Below are 16,823 nucleotides of genomic sequence, written 5' to 3' on the forward strand. Positions count from 1 at the left end.
GACAGAATAGGCTTACCAGAGTTCCAATTCTGCACATCCAGCCTTCACGTTCGCAAGGCCGCTAAAGCAGCAGGTCAGAGGCGAGATTCAGGCGCACCCACACGCCGAATCCCGCCCCCAATTGCTTAAAGATTACTTGGTTTCGACCAGCGTGTAATTGCCGCTGCCGCCGTAGGCATACACTTCCCAGCGGTAGGTGCCGCTGCCCGCCGCATAGGTGATAGCTTCCGTGCTGCTGCTGCCCTCGCTGCTGGCCACATCGGCCCACGCGCTGCCGTTAAATTTTTGCAGATACAGGTCGAAATCGGTGCCGCTGGCTGCGCTCAGGTTGCCCTTGAGGGTACCGCCCGCGTAGCTGAAGCCGCCTGTGCCAGGTTTGTAGCTGCTGGTGCGGCTGCTGACGCTGCCCGTGTAGGTGGTGGTCGTACCGGTGGGCGGAGGCGTGGTGCCGCCTGTTCCCGTAAACAGCAGGCGGTTGGGGCTGCCCGTGCCCGCACCCGTGACCTTGTTGGGCGTGCTGGCGCTGATCAGGCTGGAGGTGATGGCGCTGCTGGTGCCGCTGGGTGTGCCTTGCAGGAGCAGGGCCACCGCTCCGGCCACATGGGGGCTGGCCATGCTGGTGCCGCTGATGGTGTTGGTGGCGGTGGTGCTGCCGATCCAGGTGCTGGTAATGTCGCTGCCGGGCGCAAAAATATCGACGCAGGTGCCGAAGTTGCTGAACGAACTGCGGGCGTCGGTGCGGGTGGTGGAACCCACCGTGATGGCGCTGGCGGCGCGTGCAGGGCTGACGTTGCAGGCGTTCTGGTTCTCGTTTCCGGCAGCCACCACCATCACCAGATTCCGGCTAGAAGCCGAGTTCACAGCGTCGTCTACGGCCTGGCTCGCGCCCCCGCCGAGGCTCATGTTGGCTACGGCTGGGCCAGTCTTGTTGGCTACCGCCCAGTTGATGCCTGCAATGACGCCCGAATTGCTGCCGCTCCCGGCGCAGTCCAGCACCTTCACGGCCACGAGTTTCACGGCTTTGGCAACCCCCCAGGTCGCGCTGCCTACCGTTCCGGCCACGTGTGTGCCGTGCCCCTGACAATCCGAGTTGTTGCCGTCGCCTGTGGTGTTGGTTCCCCACACCGCCCGTCCGCCAAAGTTGGTATGCCCGGTGTTGATGCCCGTATCGATGATGTACGCCGTGACACCGCTACCTGTGGGGGTGTAGCTGTAGCTGCCGTTCAGGGGCAGGTCGCGCTGGTCTATGCGGTCAAGGCCCCACGTCGCGCCCGTCTGGGTGGCGTTGGCCCGCATCACGCCGTCTTGTTCTATGTATTTCACCCGTGGATCGGCCCGCAAGGTCTGGAGGTTCTGGGCGCTCAGCTTGCCCGCGAAGCCCTCGATGGCCTGCGTATACACCTGCTGCACCGTCACGCCCTGCGGATCGAGGGACAAAGACTGAATCAGGCTTCCGGCGTTCTGTGCGCTCAGACCCTGGGCACTCAGACCACTGACACTGCCCTCACTCATGACCACGATGTACTGGCCCGGAATGGCGTCTGGGTTGGAGGTTCCCAGCAATGGCGCTTCTGTACGGATGGCACGGTCAGGGCTGGCAGCCTGCGCTGCATCGGGTGCGGCAAGTGCAGTTTCGGTGGGCTGGGAGCCGCAGGAGGCAAGGAGCAATGTCAGGGCGAGGGTGCAGCTTGCAGCAATAGGGGTAAGACGTGCCATCACAAAACCTCCAAAAGGTAGATGGAATGCGTGTGGAACCGTTGAATTATGCCGACGTGGGAGGTCTAGCACGTTTAGAATCGGCCAATTGTTACAAACAACTAGGCAACTTATCAGATGTAACCCAACACGTTTCATATGAGACACAATTTGAGAAAATGGAAATCATCTACAAGGAAATAATAGATATATTGGCTCTGGAAAAATTAGATGAGCATCGGGCAAGAAAGGTTGTGATAGGGCTGTGATGTAGAAAATTCGAAAAATAAGATTGCGGTTCTAATTTTTATGGTGTGAACAATTTCCTGTATAGCTGGCGCAGTTGTAGGCTTTTGCACTACCCGAAGTTTCTTAGAGAGACGACTAGATAGTTTGATTTGTTGTAGCAACACATACAAATTAAATCGATACAGTTCAGGGATCATAGGGAATTTCTTTGCCAAAGCTCTACCAATTGACCCAGTTGAGTATAACTACCTATGTGGGGTATTTCACTCACATAGCTTCATAAAGACGTCAAGATTAGAGAGGCCAGTTATAATTGTTGCGCTTCGAATGGATGCTTCATGAACGGTCTACCACCTGCTTGATGTAGGTTAGCTTCACGCTTCTAACTTTGAAAAGTAAGTACATGCCAGTCATTTTCAGCATTAATCGCTCTAATGGTACGGTGTAAGGTTTTAGCTGACGCAAAGTTCATCAGACGCTCTATACTTTTGCAACCTGACCAGCCTGATCTCTGACTGTGTGAACTTTCTTACTAATGATGAAGTGGTGATCTAAAGTGGAATTCACCTCCACGGACAGCTATTGACGATCGCAAGGTGCAGAATCCATTGATAGAGTTAAGTCTCCCATTGCTCAGCTGAAAAATGAAACTGTGTTCAGCAGAAAGGCGGTCTAATATGAAAATATCCGATGTCATGACAGAAGAACGCTCCAAACGCACCCGCGCCCGTTCGCCGCAGGCCAAAGCTGCTATGCGCACCCGCCTTCTCGATGCCACCCTCGCCTCGTTGCACCATGCGGAGGGCTGGAGTGTTAACGCCGCCGCACGCGAAGCAGGGCTGAGCAAGGGCACCGTTTACCTCTACTTTGATAATGCTGCCGCGCTTTACATAGCCCTGCTTAAAGAAGTTATTGAAAACCGCGACAACACCCAGGAAGCCGCACTGGTATTGCGTCACGCCCACGTGTTGGCCGACGCCAGCGAGGACGAGCGCCAGGAAGCGGCCCGCCTCGTGCAAATTCTGGAATCGCGCCTGACCGGGCAGCCCGCCCCCGACGACGGCAACTGGCCCGCCTGCGCCGCCCTGATCGGCAGCACGATTTTTAAAGAAAGTGGCCTGCGCGAACTGATCTAATCTGAGGTTCTAGACCCAAACTGATTCAGCCAGATTGCCTTTACGGGCAGTTTGGCTGATTTCATGTGGAGCGGCCCAAGCTCAGGCTGTCCATGTTGCGGCCCGCACGCGCTTCCCGTTCCGCCGTAGCATAGAGGCATGAGCCACCCGGCCACCCCCAATTCCACTACTCCCACGTCTGGCCGCAGCAGCCACGTCAACCGCCGCACCAGCGAAACCGACATCACCGTGAACCTTGACTTGAACAGTGTGCTATATCAGCCGCCCGCCACCGGTCACGGGTTTTTTGACCATATGCTGGATGCTCTGGCCCGGCATTCCCGCATCGGCCTCAGCATTCAGGCAGCGGGCGACCTGCACATAGAGCCTCACCACCTGATCGAGGACACCGGAATTACGCTGGGGCAGGCGTTGGCGCAGGCACTCGGAGACCGCAGGGGCATCGAACGCTACGGCAGCGCCTTCGTGCCGATGGATGAAACGCTGGCCCATGTGGTGCTGGACTTGTCAGGCCGCGCCCACCTCGCCTTCGAACCCGAAACGCTGGACGTGTGGGGCACGGCGGGCGGCATGACCCACTACCATTTGCGTGAATTTTTGCGGGGATTTTGCAACCACGCCGGGGCCAACCTGCATGTGCGCGTGCTGGCAGGCCGCGAGGCGCACCACGTCATAGAGGCGATTATGAAGGCGTTTGCCCGTGCCCTGCGCGACGCGGTACAGGTCACGTCGGATGGGATGGCAAGTACGAAAGGATCGTTATGAATGACCAACCAGAAGTCCTTCTCCTCGACTACGGCGCGGGCAATGTCCGCAGCGCTGCCAAAGCTCTGGCGCGGGCCGGAATGAGCGTGAAGGTCAGCGCCGATCCCGCCGATGTGCCGGGAGCGCGGGCGTTGGTGGTGCCGGGTCAGGGCCACTTCCGGCAGGTGATGGACGCCTTCGAGAGCAGCGGATTCCACGCCCCCGTGATGGCCGCCGCGCACGCGGGCACACCCATTCTGGGCATCTGCGTGGGCATGCAAATGCTCCTCACCGATTCCGAGGAAGCGCCGGGGGTGGCGGGCCTGAACCTGATTCCCGGCACAGTCCGCAAATTTGAGGCCGTGTCAGAGCGCAAAGTGCCGCAGATGGGTTGGAACTCGATGCAGAGCGTGGGTGACAGCGCCCTGCTGCGCGGTTTGCCTGCTCCGGCGCACGCCTACTTTGTGCACAGCTATTACGTGCCCGCCACTGTAGCCGTAGATCACGGGGCACTGACCGACTACGGCGTCCCGTTTTGGGCGGCCTTCAGCGTGGACAACCTGCACGCCACGCAGTTTCACCCGGAAAAAAGCGGCGCGGTGGGATTGGCGATTCTGGAACGCTTCCGGCGCAATGTCTTGGAAGGCTCCGGGTCAGTTTCTTCTCCATAAAGTCTTCATATCTGCCGGACGTATGCACGCCGCGTCTTCTGGGTGAACTGCTTCCCGCTAAACTCCCCTCATGAGCCAAACCCTGCCGCTAGACCATGAGCATCTTCAGAAGTTGGTGACCTCCGATCTGGTGCGCCCCGACCAGATGTTGGGGGCACATCAGGTCACGGAAAACGGCGTGGCGGGCGTGCGCTTCGGCGTGTGGGCACCCAACGCCCAGCATGTGAGTATGGTGGGGGATTTCAACGGCTGGAACGGCTTCGACAACGCCATGCAGCGCCTCGATTTCGGCTTCTGGAGTGCGTTTGTGCCGGCTGCCCTGCACGGCCAACGCTACAAGTACCGGGTGACTGGGGCCAGCGGCCTGACCGAAGACAAGATGGATCCCTACGGCACGTTTTTCGAAGTGCGCCCCAGCACCAGCTCGATTGTTTGGGATCAGCCTTACGACTGGCAGGACGGTGCATGGATGCAGGCCCGCACCCAGAACTTTGACCGCCCAGTGAGCGTGTACGAGGTTCACGCGCCCTCGTGGGCCAAGCGCGACGACGGCTGGTTCCTAAATTACCGCGATTTTGCCCACCGCCTCGGCGAATATGCCAGCTATATGGGCTATACGCACGTGGAATTGTTGGGCGTCATGGAGCACCCGTTCGATGGCTCGTGGGGCTATCAGGTCACGGGCTACTACGCGCCGACCAGCCGAATGGGCAGCCCCGAAGATTTCAAATACCTCGTGGATCACCTGCACGGGCTGAACATCGGCGTGATTCTGGATTGGGTTCCGGGCCATTTTCCCACCGATGTGGCAGGCCTCGCCAACTTTGACGGTGGGCCGCTGTTCGAATACGCCGACCCACGCAAGGGCTACCACAACGACTGGAACACCCTGATCTTCGATTATGGGCGCAACGAAGTCGTGATGTTTCTGGTCGGCAGCGCCCTGAAATGGCTGCAAGACTTCCATGTGGACGGCCTGCGGGTAGATGCGGTGGCTTCTATGCTGTATCTGGACTTTTCGCGTACAGAATGGATTCCCAACATTCATGGGGGCCGCGAGAATCTGGAAGCGATTGCCTTCCTGAAGCGCCTGAACGAAGTGACGCACCACTTGGCCCCCGGTTGCATGATCATTGCCGAAGAAAGCACCAGCTTTCCGGGCGTCACCACGCCTTCTCCGCACGGACTGGGCTTCGATTACAAGTGGGCGATGGGCTGGATGAACGACACGCTGCGTTACTTTGAAGAAGACCCCCTGTGGCGCAAGTACCACCACCACGCCCTGACCTTTTTCAATGCCTACCGCACCAGTGAAAACTATGTGCTGGCGATCAGTCACGACGAAGTGGTGCACCTGAAGAAGTCGCTGGTGGCGAAAATGCCCGGTGACTGGTACATGCAGCGGGCCAACTACCGCGCCTTCCTGGCGATGATGTGGACGACTCCGGGCAAAAAACTGCTGTTTATGGGACAGGAATTTGCCCAGCCCACCGAATGGAACCACGACGCGGGCCTGCCGTGGCATCTGGCCGACGTGCCCGACCACCGGGGCATCATGAATCTGGTGCGCCGCCTGAACGCCCTTTATGTGGGCCGCGCCGACTGGCACGCAGGCGATACGCTGGACGAGGGGTTGCAGTGGATCAGCGCCGATGACGTGGAAAACAGCGTGTACGCGTATATCCGCCGTGATCCGGGCAGCGGGGCCTGGTCGCTGGTGGTGGCGAACATGACGCCCGTGTACCGCGACCTGTACCCGGTGGGCGTGCCCGAAGCTGGAGACTACCGCGTGTTGTTGAGCACCGACGACGGCGAATACGGCGGCTTTGGCACCCAGCAACCCGACCTGACCGCCAAAGCCGAGGGCTGGAACGGCCAGAGCCACCATCTGCGCCTGAGCCTGCCGCCCACGAGCGTGCTGGTGCTGGAACTGGTGCAAGATGAAGACGCCAAAGCCGCTGCCGTCCCGACCACCAAAGCCGCGCCGAAGAAGGCCGTAGAAATAGAAGCCATGCTGCCCAAATCCTTGCAGGTCACGTCCATTGAACCCGTCTGAGCCGCCCCGCAAAGCTAGCCCCGACGCCCTGACCGTCGCCAGTTTCGTGCTGCTGGGGCTGGTGGCGGTGGCGCTGCTGCTGCCGCTGTTGGGTGGCCCCACGCCCAGTCCTTATCTGGTGATCGTGCTGCTGATCGGACGCTTGGGCGTGCAGTTCCTCCGCTCGCGCCGTGACCCGAATCTGCGCCGCCCGGCAAGCTGGGCTTTCGACGTTATCCTGATCGGGCTGCTGTTTTATGTGGCGTCGAATCAGCCGGGGGGCTAAACAACGTGCCTAAACACGCCTTCCCGTGCTGGCCCCCGCCGCGCTACTATGCCCCTATGACCGTAACCGGTGCGTGGTGGTGGCCCAGCTCTGCTTGGGCTTAAGCTGCGCTGTCCTTTTTTGCCGACTGCAACGCGCCCAAGTGGAGATCAATCCACTGGGCGCGTTTTCTTTTGATTCCCGATCTCAATCCCAAGGAGCCCTATGACTGCACCTTCCGTCTCTGCCCCACGCACCGCCCTGAACGTGGCCGTGCGCGAACTGAATGCCGATTTGGACACCCCCGTGACCGCGTACCTGAAGGTGGCGCAGGGCGAACGCGTCAGCTTTTTGCTGGAAAGTGTGGAGGCGGGCGAGAAATTGGGCCGCTACTCCTTTATTGGCGTGGGCGAAAGCGGGCGCTTTGAATACCATGCCGGACAGGTGAAGAGTACGGGCGCATTTGGCGACTACGAGGGCGCGGAGGCCGACCCACTGGCCCGCCTGTACAACTCGGTGACCCGGCCTGTAGCAATTCCCGCTGGACTGCCCGCCCTGATCGGCGGCGCGGTGGGCTACGCGTCCTACGACATTGTTCGCGCCTACGAACGCCTGCCCGACACCAACCCCGACGAACTCCACGTGCCCGACGCCCTGTTTATCGCGCCACGCGGCATGGTGATTTATGACCACTTGCGCCACCGGTTGTTGGCGGTGGCGACTGCTGAGGCTCAGGAGGACGCCGAAGCGCAGGCCGACGCCCTTTCGGTCAAGTTGCGCGGCCCCATGCCCGCAGAAATTCCCGGCACCGAACCTACCCAAGCGCCGCAATTTTCCAGCAACTTCACGCCGCAGGGCTACATGGACGCCGTGGAGCAGGCGTTGGAATACATCCGGGCCGGAGACATCTTTCAGGTGGTGCCCTCGCAGCGGTTTAGCGCCGACCTGACGGTGCATCCATTCGCGCTGTACCGTGCCCTGCGCCGCGTGAATCCCAGCCCCTATCTGGGTTATCTGGCACTGGGAGACGTGACGCTCGTTGCCAGCAGCCCCGAAAGCCTGCTCAGAAGTGACGGCCAGACCATCATCACCCGGCCCATTGCGGGCACGCGAGTCCGCGGCCAAACCGACGAGCAAGACGCCGCACTGGCCGACGAGCTGTTGGCCGACGAGAAGGAACGCGCCGAACATCTGATGCTGGTGGACTTGGGCCGCAACGACATAGGCCGGGTCAGCAACTACGGCACGGTGCGCGTGCAGGACGCCTTTTCTATCGAGAAATACAGCCACGTGATGCACATCGTGTCTACGGTGACGGGCCAGTTGCGCGAGGGCCAGACGCCGCTGAATGCCCTTGCCAGCGTGCTGCCGATGGGTACGGTGTCGGGCGCACCCAAAATCCGGGCCATGCAGATCATCGACGAACTCGAACCGACCCGACGTGGGCCTTATGGCGGCAGCTTCGGCTACATCGCCTTCGACGGTAGTTTGGATATGGCCCTGACTCTCCGGACGATGGTCATTGCGGGTGGCAAAGTGCATATTCAGGCCGGAGCCGGAATCGTGGCCGACAGCGACCCCGCCAGCGAGGAGCAGGAAACGCGCAGTAAAGCGGCGGCGCTGATGCGGGCGGTGGAGATGGCGGCGGGGGGGCTGTGAATGGGTTGCCCCTGACCGTTTGTAATTGACCTCAGCGCCCACAAGTCTCGTCGCCCACAGGCTTAGACCGCTTCTGCATCACGCTTTACTCCTCTAGCCTTCCCTCTCAGGAGACCCCACTGTGACTTCTTCTCTCCCCGCCATCCGTGTCCTGCTGATCGACAACTACGATTCTTTTACCTATAACCTCGTGCAGTATTTTGGAGAACTGGGCTGCCACCTGACCGTGTGGCGCAACGATGAATTTACGCTGGAGCAGGTGCGCTCTCTGAATCCGGATGCCATCGTGGTGTCGCCGGGGCCATGTACGCCGCTGGAAGCAGGTCTGAGCGTGAACGTGATCCGCGAGTTGGGGCCAAGCGTGCCGATGCTGGGCGTGTGCCTGGGTCATCAGAGCATTGGCGAGGCGTTTGGGGCGACGGTGGGGCGGGCCATCTTGCCTGTGCATGGCAAAACCAGCCCCGTGCAGCATGACGGTTCGGGCCTGTTCGCGGGGCTGGAAAACGGCGTGACCGTGACCCGGTATCACTCGCTGGTGGTGCGCGATTTGCCGCCCGAATTGGTAGCGACGGCGTGGACAGAAGACCCTGAGGAGCAGATCGTGATGGCGCTGCGTCACCGCGATTATCCGGTGTACGGCGTGCAATTCCACCCCGAAAGCATTGCTACGGAAGGCGGCATGGCGATGCTGGGTAACTTTTTGGATGTGGTGCGGGAACACCGAGCGGCTAAGGTGGGGGCATGATCTCGGATTTCAGGGGAGCCTGCATCCCCACTCCATCGGAGTTTTTATGATTCATACCCGCCTGATGAACAGCGAGCAACTGACCCAGGAAGAAGCGGCGGGCTTTATGCGCGAGGTGATGGCGGGCGACGTGAGCGGCGTGCGCTTGGCGGCGGCGTTGGCGGCCCTGCGCGTGCGGGGCGAAACGCCTGCCGAGATTGCCGGGTTCGCGCAGGCCATGCGGGAAAGTGCCGTGCGCGTGAACGTGACCCCGCGTGAAGTCCTGCTGGATGTGGTGGGCACGGGCGGCGACGGGGCACACACCTTCAATATCAGCACCACGACGGCCTTTGTGGTGGCTGGGGCAGGCGTACCCGTCGCCAAGCACGGCAACCGCGCCGCCAGCAGCCGCGCCGGAAGTGCCGATGTGCTGGAATCGCTGGGCGTGAATCTGGACGCCGGGCCAGACCTGATTGCCGAGGCCGTGAATACGCTGGGCGTGGGCTTCATGTTTGCCCGCAATTACCACCCGGCCCTGCGCCACGCCGCGCCCGTCCGGGCTGATCTGGCGGCCCGCACGGTGTTCAACATTCTGGGGCCGCTCTCCAACCCCGCCGGAGCCACGCATCTGGTGGTGGGCGTATACAGTCCGGCCCTCACACGCCCGATGGCCGAAGTGTTGCGGCTTCTCGGAACAAAGGGCGCGATGATCGTCAACGGCAGTGGGCTGGATGAATTCACGGTCAGCGGCCCCAATACCCTGACCACGCTGCACGGCGGCGAACTGACCGATTCGGTGCTGCATCCCGAAGAGGTAGGCGTGAGCCTGCACCCTAAAGAGGCGATTGTGGGTGGCAATCCCGCCGAGAATGCCGAAATTACCCGCGCCCTGCTGACGGGCGGCGGAACCCCGGCCCAACGCGACATCGTGGCCCTGAATTCGGGAGCGGCCCTGTGCGTGGCCGGGCGCGTAGGCAGCATTCGCGAAGGCGTGGTGCAGGCGCGGGCAGTGATGGCAGGCGGGCAAGCGTGGGAGTTGTTGCAGCGGTACGCGGCGTTGACGCGCAGGGAAGCGCTGGCCTAGAGCTGTCTCAGACTGCGGCTCGGCAGGCCCGGTCTACCCGCCCCAAAAGCGTGGGCATTCGGTAAGGCCCGGCCATCTGGCGCAGATGCTCCGCTGCGTCCAGCACATCTATTCCGGCGGCGGTGACATAGAGGGGCCGAAGGGCCGACCCACGCTGCACGGCCTGTGCATGGGCCGACCCCCGAAAAGCCGTTTTAGCCACCCCGATCACCGGAACCGCCCCGCCCAACGCCTGAAACAGGTGCCAGCCCAGGCCGGGGCTTCCCTCAGCGTCCAGCGTCACGTACCCGTCTATGACAATTGCGGCCAGTTCCGGGGCCAACGGCTCCAGCACAGGCAGCAGGCAGGGCAATTCCCGCTTATAAAACGCCCCCGGTTCGTAGGGCGCGGCCAGTGGGACAGTATGCAGCCGGAGTTCTGTTTCTAGCTCATCACTCCAATGTTGGAACAGCAACGCGGCGGTGCGGGCGCTGCCATCTTCGCGGTAATCCACGTCCACACAGGCCAGTAATCTCATACGAATTCCGTCCAATTCCCGGCCACTCAGTACCCCACCGGGTAGCCGTCCATTTCCCAGAGTCCGTATTCGTTCCCGCTCGCTTTGCTTGAACTGAAGCCCAAGAAACGGGCTTCAATCAGAACTCTTCTCACTTCGGCGGCAGCATCAGCTTGCCTTCCAGCGGGGTACTCAGCACGATGCTGGTATCGCAGGTAAAGCCCATCTGAATCAGTTCTCCCAGCATGGTTTCCAGTGCGCCCACATCAGGCACAGCCACCTTCAGGATGCAGGAATTGTCGCCCGTGACCGAGTGGCATTCCAGCACGCTGTCGCTGCGGGTGGCCCAGCGCACCAGCGTGGGATCGTTGCGCCCGCTGTCCTGCACGCCAATAAAGGCCGTAATAGTGCGGCCCAGCGGCTTGGGGGCCACGCGGATGCCGTAGCCGAGGATGATTTCGGCGTCCTCGAGGCGGCGCACCCGCTCGGTCACGGCAGGGGCGCTGAGGCCCACGCGCCTGCCCAGTTCGCGCATAGACAGGCGGGAGTCGGTTTGCAGTTCTCCCAAAATGCGGTGGTCAAGAGGATCGAGCGACCCGCCGGAATGCTTCATATTCTTAGCCTAGCACCCCTTATTGGCATTTGAAAAGCGGAGCATGGCGTTTGAGAGTTTTATATGCGGCTTACCCGCTGCTCTGCCCGGTGTCCGTGCCTTCCAAGTTGGGCGGTGGTAGGCAAGAATGAAGGTCGATCAGATCACGTTTTCCTTCTCCCAGACACCCGGAGGCGTCCATGCCCAGTCCCCACACCCTGCACCCCCAAGCCACCACCCGCAGCCAGATGATGCTGCCCCGCAACCACCGCGCTCCCAAATGGGCCGACGTGCCCGACGAGCAGTGGTACGACTGGAAATGGCAACTGAAGAACCGCATCAACACAGTGGCCGAGCTGGAAGAAGTGATCCGCCTGACTGAGTCCGAGCGCATCGGGGCCAGCGCGGAAGGCATTTTCCGGCTGGACATCACGCCCTATTTTGCCAGCCTGATGGACGCCGAAGACCCGACCTGCCCGGTGCGGCGTCAGGTCATCCCGACCCACCACGAGTTGGAACCGTTCATGTCGATGATGGAAGACAGCCTCGCGGAAGACAAGCATTCGCCGGTGCCGGGGCTGGTTCACCGCTACCCAGACCGCGTGCTGATGCTGGTGACGACGCAGTGCGCCTCCTATTGCCGCTACTGCACCCGCAGCCGGATCGTGGGCGACCCCACCGAAACGTTTAACCCTGCCGAGTACGAGGCGCAACTGAACTACCTGCGGAACACGCCCCAGGTGCGCGACGTGCTGCTGTCGGGCGGCGATCCGCTGACGCTGGCCCCCAAAGTGCTGGGCCGCCTGCTGGCCGAACTCCGCAAGATCGAGCACATCGAAATTATCCGGATTGGCACCCGCGTGCCCGTGTTCATGCCCATGCGCGTGACTCAGGAACTCTGCGACGTGCTGAGTGAAAATCACCCGGTCTGGATGAACATTCATGTGAACCATCCCCGTGAAATTACGCCGGAAGTGGCCGATGCCTGTGACCGCCTCACGCGGGCAGGCGTGCCGCTGGGCAACCAGAGCGTGCTGCTGCGCGGCGTGAACGACCATGCGGTCATCATGCAAAAGCTGCTGCGCGAACTGGTGAAAATCCGGGTGCGGCCCTACTACATCTACCAGTGTGACCTCGTTCACGGCGCGGGCCACCTGCGAACCACCGTCAGCAAGGGGCTGGAAATCATGGAAAGCCTGCGCGGGCATACCAGCGGTTACAGCATTCCGACCTACGTGGTAGACGCACCCGGCGGCGGCGGCAAGATTCCAGTGGCCCCCAATTACGTGCTGAGCCACAGCCCCGACAAGCTGATTTTGCGGAACTTTGAGGGCTACATTGCCGCCTACAGCGAGCCGAACGACTACACCGGGCCGGATATGGCTGTGCCCCCGGAATGGCAGCGCAAGGAACCCGGCCAGAGTGGGATTTACGGCCTAATGGAAGGCGAGCGCATCTCGATTGAACCCAAAGAATTTGCCGAAAGCCGCCACCGCCCCGGCTCCACGCAGCACCGTCTGAACAGCCGCGAAGACAAATGGGCCGCGCACGGGATTGGTGTAGAAGTGAGTGTCACGGATACCGCGCCGGACGGGATGATTCAGGTGCCGGTGAGTGGGGACTGAGCGAGAATAGAGGTATGGGAGCTGTCAATATCTTGAATGTCATTGCCCCGTGCCCTCAATGTGAAAACGTAATTAACAGGCGCTTTCAATTCAAGTACAGCGAGTGCGGGCAGCACGAATATCAATTGACCGATCAATTCAAGCGGGGCGGAAACCAGCGAGGCAACTTCCATGGTGGTCTAGTGGTGATTGATTTCTGTCAAGAAGAATGCCCCATCTGTGACTTTGGCGAGGAACTCGCTGTGATCTATGTTCAAGCTGGACGGCTCGTTGGGGTGGGGAACAATGAAGGCTAATTTGACTTTTCCCGCCCCTACGACGTTATTGAGTTGAAACCCGCAGCACTATCTATGTTTAAGAACCCGACAATGGAGCCAAAATCATGACCACCATTCCCCAACCTAAAACCCAACCCCGCCAACCCATCCTCAAAACATCTCTCCCCGGCCCCAAGACCGCCGCCATCATGGAGCGGGACAGCAAGCACCTCTCCACGTCCTACATGCGCCCCTACCCCTTCGTGCCCGATCACGGCGAGGGCGTGTGGCTGACCGATGTGGACGGCAACACCATGCTGGATTTCTTCGCGGGGATTGCTGTAAGCACCACCGGACACGCGCACCCGCATGTGGTAAAGGCCGTGCAGGAGCAGATCACCAAGTTCGCCCATGTATGCCTGACCGACTACCCGCAGGAAATTACGACCAGTTTGGCCGAACGCCTGATCGCGCATGTGGAGAAACCCGGCGAGAAATGGCGTGCCTTCTTCGGGAACAGCGGCGCAGAGGCTGTAGAGGCTGCCGTTAAGTTGGCGCGGAATCACACTGGGCGCACCCACATTATTTCCACGTTGGGCAGCTTTCACGGGCGCACCTACGGCGCAATTACCCTCACGGGCAGCAAAACCAAGTACAAGCGCGGCTTCGGGCCGCTGCTGCCGGGCGTGTCGCATGTGCCGTACCCTAACCCCTTCCGCCCGCCGCTGGGCAGCGACGCTCAGTTTTGCGGCGACGCCGTGCTGGATCACATCAAGCTGCTGTTCACCACCGTGATTCCTGCCGATGAAGTGGCCGCCATCATCATCGAGCCGATGCAGGGCGAGGGCGGCTACATCATTCCGCCAATGGGTTTCCTGAAGAAGCTGCGCGGCCTGTGCGACCAGCACGGCATTCTCCTGATTTTTGACGAGGTGCAGTCGGGCATGGGGCGCACCGGAAAAATGTTCAGCTTTCAGCAGTTTGAGGAATATGGTGGCGTGCAGCCCGACATCATCACGATTGCCAAGGGGATCGCGTCGGGCATGCCCATCAGCGCCATGCTCGCCAAAGAAAGCGTGATGACCTGGCCGGTGGGATCGCACGGCAGCACCTTCGGCGGCAATCCGGTGGCAGCGGCGGCAGCCCACGCCACGCTGGATTTGCTGGAAGGCGTGGTCAAGCACCCCGGCTGCGGTTCCGACCTGATGACCAACGCCGCGCAGGTGGGCGACTACATTCTGAATGAGCTGCGGCAGATGCAGACCGAGTTCCCCTTTTTGGGCGACGTGCGCGGCAAGGGGCTGTTTATCGGTATGGAATTTGTGAAGCCCGATGGATCGCCCGACGGCAAACTGCGCGACGCAGCCAGCATGGCGATGTTCGAGCGCGGCCTGCTGAATCTGGACTGCGGTGAATCGGTGATCCGAATCAGCCCGCCGCTGACCCTGACGCGCGAAGAGGCGGCAACGGGGTTGGAAATTATGCGGGAGGCGCTGAGAGGACTGTAGGACGTGAAACGAGACCTGTAGAACAGGCATGACCACCGGGCGGGGCAGGGCAGAAGGCGGGCGTTTCACCTTCTTCCCTGCCCTGCCCGTGTTACGCTGTGGTCAGAACGGCGTACACTTTTGCCCCCTCAATCATGCCCCCAAAAGGAGGACTGCTCATGACCGCCACCCAGACCGAATCTCCCTCCGCACCCGCATACGGCGACCCGACCCGCACCGGGTACGCTGCCGAGGTGGTGGCGAATGCCTTTCTGGAATTGGCACGGGCAGAGGGCCGCACGCTGACGCAGATGCAGGTCAACAAATTGGTGTTTATCGCGCATGGGTGGGCCTTGGCACTCATGGGCCGCCCGCTGACCTACAACACCTTTCATGCGTGGCAGCGCGGGCCGGTGGCCCCAAGGTTATGGGAGCATTGGCGCACGCTGGGGCGGCAGCCTATCCGTGATGTTCTTCCCGTGTCGGCAGCCGAGCCTCGCCTGGAAGACGACGCAGACGCGTTGAATCTGATCCGGGGCATCTGGGTGACGTATGGGCAGAAAAGCGGTGAGGAATTGTCGAATCTCACGCACCTGCAGGGCACGCCCTGGGCACAGACCTACGGCCTCTCCAACGACCTGATTCCCAACGAGATTACCCGTGAGTATTACGTGGATCTCCTGCGTGGCGCGTGAAAAGAACTGGCGCTGAGGCAGAGCGAACCAGCGGAAGAAGCCACGCTCACCGGAGTAACTCGGGATGACTTCGGAGCCGACCAGTACCCAAACATCTGGCACGCCCACCCCGACAGTTCCCCCAACCCTGGTGCAAACGCTGCAAGGAGGCCTGAACCGCGAAGAACAGCGCACCCAGCAACAGCGGCAACTGGATCTGGCCCGCCGCACCGAGGAATTCAATCAGTTTCGCGCCCTGTACCGTTGGCGGCTGTGGATCGGCAGCGCCGTGTTTCTGATAGCGGGAACATGGTTGGTGGCCGATGTGGTGCTGACGCTGGCGGTGGGCTGGGGCACGCTGAACGGCTCGCCCTTCCGGCTGGAAAGCAGCGTGGTCATCGCCTTTTTGACGACCAGCACAGCCACGGTCATCGGTCTGTTTTTGGTCTTCCTGCGCTGGCTGTATCCGCAGGGGCCAGAGCGGAGTAACGAGCGCCCAGAACCGAGAGACGAACCGAAAGGGACTGACAGGGCGGGCTGAAGCTAGAGCAGTTTCTCGCCCAAGACTTCAGCCAGCACCCGACGTGCTTCTGCCGCCTTTATCTCATCACTCAAACGGTATTCGGCCAGCGTAATCAACGCTTTCCAGAGTGCCCAGCCTCGGCCCCTTGCCCAAGTCCCCTCATCCAGTGGCAAGGCAGCGCGGAAAGCCTCGCAGCTCTGGCCCGAAAACAGCGTCCAGGCGATGCTGAGGTCACAGGCGGGATCGCCCACGCCTGCACAGCCGAAGTCGATGACGGCGCTCAGGCAGTCCCCCTGCACCAACAGATTTCCGGCGGCCACATCGCCATGAAACCAGACAGGCGGGCCGTGCCAGGTGGCAGACAGGGCCGTGTCCCAAACCTCTAGCGCGGCCTGTGCCTCAATCTCGCCACCCAAATCGGCTATGGCCTGCCGGGTTCCGCTGTCGTAGGTGGTCAGCGGCCCGCCCCGAAAGAAGTTCTGCACACCGGGCGGCGGGCCACCATTGGCGTCTATGCCTTGCAGAGCGGCCAAAAAGTCAGCCAACGCCTTTGCAAACGCAGTCAAATCGTGGGGCGGATTCTGGAGCGCACTCTCCCCTTCTAACCAGCCATACACCGACCAGGGCCACGGGTAACCCTCGGCAGGCCCACCCAGGGCCAGCGGCGCGGGAATCGGCAGCGGCAGCAGCGGAGCCAACAACGGCAGCCAACGGTGTTCCTTGGCGACTTGAGGCACGTACCCTTCAGCACTCGGCAGGCGCACCAGCATTTCTGACCCCAGATGGAAGGTTCGGTTGTCCCAGCCGCCCCACGCAACACGGGCTACAGGCAAGCTGGCCCACTGGGGAAACTGGCCCGCCACGAGTTGCCGAACCAAAGAAACGGTGATGTCCAAGATGGGGCCAG

17 protein-coding genes are annotated in these 16,823 nt (G+C 61.2%); 13 read left to right on the forward strand and 4 right to left on the reverse strand.

The window, feature by feature from the left end:
- Positions 1-132 precede the first annotated feature (132 nt).
- Positions 133-1,716, reverse strand: a complete 1,584-nt coding sequence (locus tag M1R55_RS03515; protein WP_249393346.1) for a S8 family peptidase — start codon at positions 1,714-1,716, stop codon at positions 133-135.
- Here M1R55_RS03515 and M1R55_RS03520 point away from each other — a divergent pair.
- The 9 genes from M1R55_RS03520 (at position 1,710) to trpD (ending at position 10,262) form a co-directional block, all read left to right on the forward strand.
- The gene (locus M1R55_RS03520) at positions 1,710-1,964 is read left to right on the forward strand and encodes a hypothetical protein (protein WP_249393347.1); all 255 of its coding nucleotides are present in this window, start codon (positions 1,710-1,712) and stop codon (positions 1,962-1,964) included. The two genes, M1R55_RS03515 and M1R55_RS03520, sit on opposite strands and share 7 nt — an antisense overlap.
- 657 nt (positions 1,965-2,621) lie before the next feature.
- The gene (locus tag M1R55_RS03525) at positions 2,622-3,080 is read left to right on the forward strand and encodes a TetR/AcrR family transcriptional regulator (RefSeq protein ID WP_249393348.1); all 459 of its coding nucleotides are present in this window, start codon (positions 2,622-2,624) and stop codon (positions 3,078-3,080) included.
- Between the two features lie 138 nt (positions 3,081-3,218).
- Positions 3,219-3,845: an imidazoleglycerol-phosphate dehydratase HisB gene (hisB, locus tag M1R55_RS03530; protein WP_249393349.1), complete on the forward strand. Its 627-nt coding sequence runs from the start codon at positions 3,219-3,221 to the stop codon at positions 3,843-3,845.
- Entirely contained in the window at positions 3,842-4,495 is a 654-nt protein-coding gene (gene hisH, locus M1R55_RS03535; protein ID WP_249393350.1) for an imidazole glycerol phosphate synthase subunit HisH, read from the forward strand. Before hisB ends, hisH begins: the two co-directional genes overlap by 4 nt.
- Positions 4,496-4,565: 70 nt before the next feature.
- Complete coding sequence (locus M1R55_RS03540) at positions 4,566-6,551, forward strand: 1,4-alpha-glucan branching enzyme (RefSeq protein WP_249393351.1); 1,986 nt, start codon at positions 4,566-4,568, stop codon at positions 6,549-6,551.
- Entirely contained in the window at positions 6,538-6,816 is a 279-nt protein-coding gene (locus M1R55_RS03545) for a hypothetical protein (protein ID WP_249393352.1), read from the forward strand. Before M1R55_RS03540 ends, M1R55_RS03545 begins: the two co-directional genes overlap by 14 nt.
- A gap of 204 nt (positions 6,817-7,020) precedes the next feature.
- Positions 7,021-8,454 (forward strand): anthranilate synthase component I, encoded by a 1,434-nt coding sequence (gene trpE / locus M1R55_RS03550; RefSeq protein ID WP_249393353.1) that lies wholly within the window; start codon positions 7,021-7,023, stop codon positions 8,452-8,454.
- Positions 8,455-8,596: 142 nt separating this feature from the next.
- Positions 8,597-9,199 carry an aminodeoxychorismate/anthranilate synthase component II gene (locus M1R55_RS03555; RefSeq protein ID WP_371827176.1) on the forward strand — a complete coding sequence of 201 codons (603 nt, stop codon included), beginning with the start codon at positions 8,597-8,599 and terminating at the stop codon, positions 9,197-9,199.
- Between the two features lie 46 nt (positions 9,200-9,245).
- Positions 9,246-10,262 carry an anthranilate phosphoribosyltransferase gene (gene trpD, locus M1R55_RS03560; RefSeq protein WP_249393355.1) on the forward strand — a complete coding sequence of 339 codons (1,017 nt, stop codon included), beginning with the start codon at positions 9,246-9,248 and terminating at the stop codon, positions 10,260-10,262.
- Positions 10,263-10,269: 7 nt separating this feature from the next.
- Here the strand turns inward: trpD and M1R55_RS03565 are convergent, their stop codons facing one another.
- Entirely contained in the window at positions 10,270-10,779 is a 510-nt protein-coding gene (locus M1R55_RS03565; protein ID WP_249393356.1) for an endonuclease V, read from the reverse strand.
- 130 nt (positions 10,780-10,909) lie between these two features.
- Positions 10,910-11,371 carry an Lrp/AsnC family transcriptional regulator gene (locus M1R55_RS03570; RefSeq protein WP_064014030.1) on the reverse strand — a complete coding sequence of 154 codons (462 nt, stop codon included), beginning with the start codon at positions 11,369-11,371 and terminating at the stop codon, positions 10,910-10,912.
- 179 nt (positions 11,372-11,550) lie between these two features.
- Between M1R55_RS03570 and M1R55_RS03575 the strand changes: the two genes are divergently transcribed.
- The 4 genes from M1R55_RS03575 (at position 11,551) to M1R55_RS03590 (ending at position 15,934) form a co-directional block, all read left to right on the forward strand.
- Complete coding sequence (locus tag M1R55_RS03575) at positions 11,551-12,975, forward strand: KamA family radical SAM protein (RefSeq protein ID WP_249393357.1); 1,425 nt, start codon at positions 11,551-11,553, stop codon at positions 12,973-12,975.
- Positions 12,976-13,357: 382 nt separating this feature from the next.
- Positions 13,358-14,740, forward strand: a complete 1,383-nt coding sequence (locus tag M1R55_RS03580; protein WP_249393358.1) for an acetyl ornithine aminotransferase family protein — start codon at positions 13,358-13,360, stop codon at positions 14,738-14,740.
- Positions 14,741-14,898: 158 nt separating this feature from the next.
- On the forward strand, positions 14,899-15,414 hold the full coding sequence (locus M1R55_RS03585; protein WP_249393359.1) for a Panacea domain-containing protein: 516 nt from the start codon (positions 14,899-14,901) through the stop codon (positions 15,412-15,414).
- A gap of 64 nt (positions 15,415-15,478) precedes the next feature.
- Positions 15,479-15,934: a hypothetical protein gene (locus tag M1R55_RS03590; RefSeq protein ID WP_249393360.1), complete on the forward strand. Its 456-nt coding sequence runs from the start codon at positions 15,479-15,481 to the stop codon at positions 15,932-15,934.
- A gap of 2 nt (positions 15,935-15,936) precedes the next feature.
- On the opposite strand, the gene M1R55_RS03595 is transcribed toward M1R55_RS03590, so the two are convergent.
- The gene (locus tag M1R55_RS03595) at positions 15,937-16,812 is read right to left on the reverse strand and encodes an aminoglycoside phosphotransferase family protein (protein ID WP_249393361.1); all 876 of its coding nucleotides are present in this window, start codon (positions 16,810-16,812) and stop codon (positions 15,937-15,939) included.
- Positions 16,813-16,823 lie beyond the last annotated feature (11 nt).

The organism is Deinococcus sp. QL22, from assembly GCF_023370075.1.
In the GTDB taxonomy this organism is placed as follows: Bacteria; Deinococcota; Deinococci; order Deinococcales; family Deinococcaceae; genus Deinococcus.

What these genes read in the sequence shown, in the direction of transcription:
- hisH (WP_249393350.1), top strand. Translation starts at nt 3,842, where the DNA reads ATGAATGACCAACCAGAAGTCCTTCTCCTCGACTACGGCGCGGGCAAT.
- M1R55_RS03565 (WP_249393356.1), bottom strand. Translation starts at nt 10,779, where the DNA reads ATGAGATTACTGGCCTGTGTGGACGTGGATTACCGCGAAGATGGCAGC.
- M1R55_RS03515 (WP_249393346.1), bottom strand. Translation starts at nt 1,716, where the DNA reads ATGGCACGTCTTACCCCTATTGCTGCAAGCTGCACCCTCGCCCTGACA.
- M1R55_RS03590 (WP_249393360.1), top strand. Translation starts at nt 15,479, where the DNA reads ATGACTTCGGAGCCGACCAGTACCCAAACATCTGGCACGCCCACCCCG.
- M1R55_RS03525 (WP_249393348.1), top strand. Translation starts at nt 2,622, where the DNA reads ATGAAAATATCCGATGTCATGACAGAAGAACGCTCCAAACGCACCCGC.
- M1R55_RS03585 (WP_249393359.1), top strand. Translation starts at nt 14,899, where the DNA reads ATGACCGCCACCCAGACCGAATCTCCCTCCGCACCCGCATACGGCGAC.
- M1R55_RS03580 (WP_249393358.1), top strand. Translation starts at nt 13,358, where the DNA reads ATGACCACCATTCCCCAACCTAAAACCCAACCCCGCCAACCCATCCTC.
- M1R55_RS03575 (WP_249393357.1), top strand. Translation starts at nt 11,551, where the DNA reads ATGCCCAGTCCCCACACCCTGCACCCCCAAGCCACCACCCGCAGCCAG.
- hisB (WP_249393349.1), top strand. Translation starts at nt 3,219, where the DNA reads ATGAGCCACCCGGCCACCCCCAATTCCACTACTCCCACGTCTGGCCGC.
- trpD (WP_249393355.1), top strand. Translation starts at nt 9,246, where the DNA reads ATGATTCATACCCGCCTGATGAACAGCGAGCAACTGACCCAGGAAGAA.
- M1R55_RS03540 (WP_249393351.1), top strand. Translation starts at nt 4,566, where the DNA reads ATGAGCCAAACCCTGCCGCTAGACCATGAGCATCTTCAGAAGTTGGTG.
- M1R55_RS03570 (WP_064014030.1), bottom strand. Translation starts at nt 11,371, where the DNA reads ATGAAGCATTCCGGCGGGTCGCTCGATCCTCTTGACCACCGCATTTTG.
- trpE (WP_249393353.1), top strand. Translation starts at nt 7,021, where the DNA reads ATGACTGCACCTTCCGTCTCTGCCCCACGCACCGCCCTGAACGTGGCC.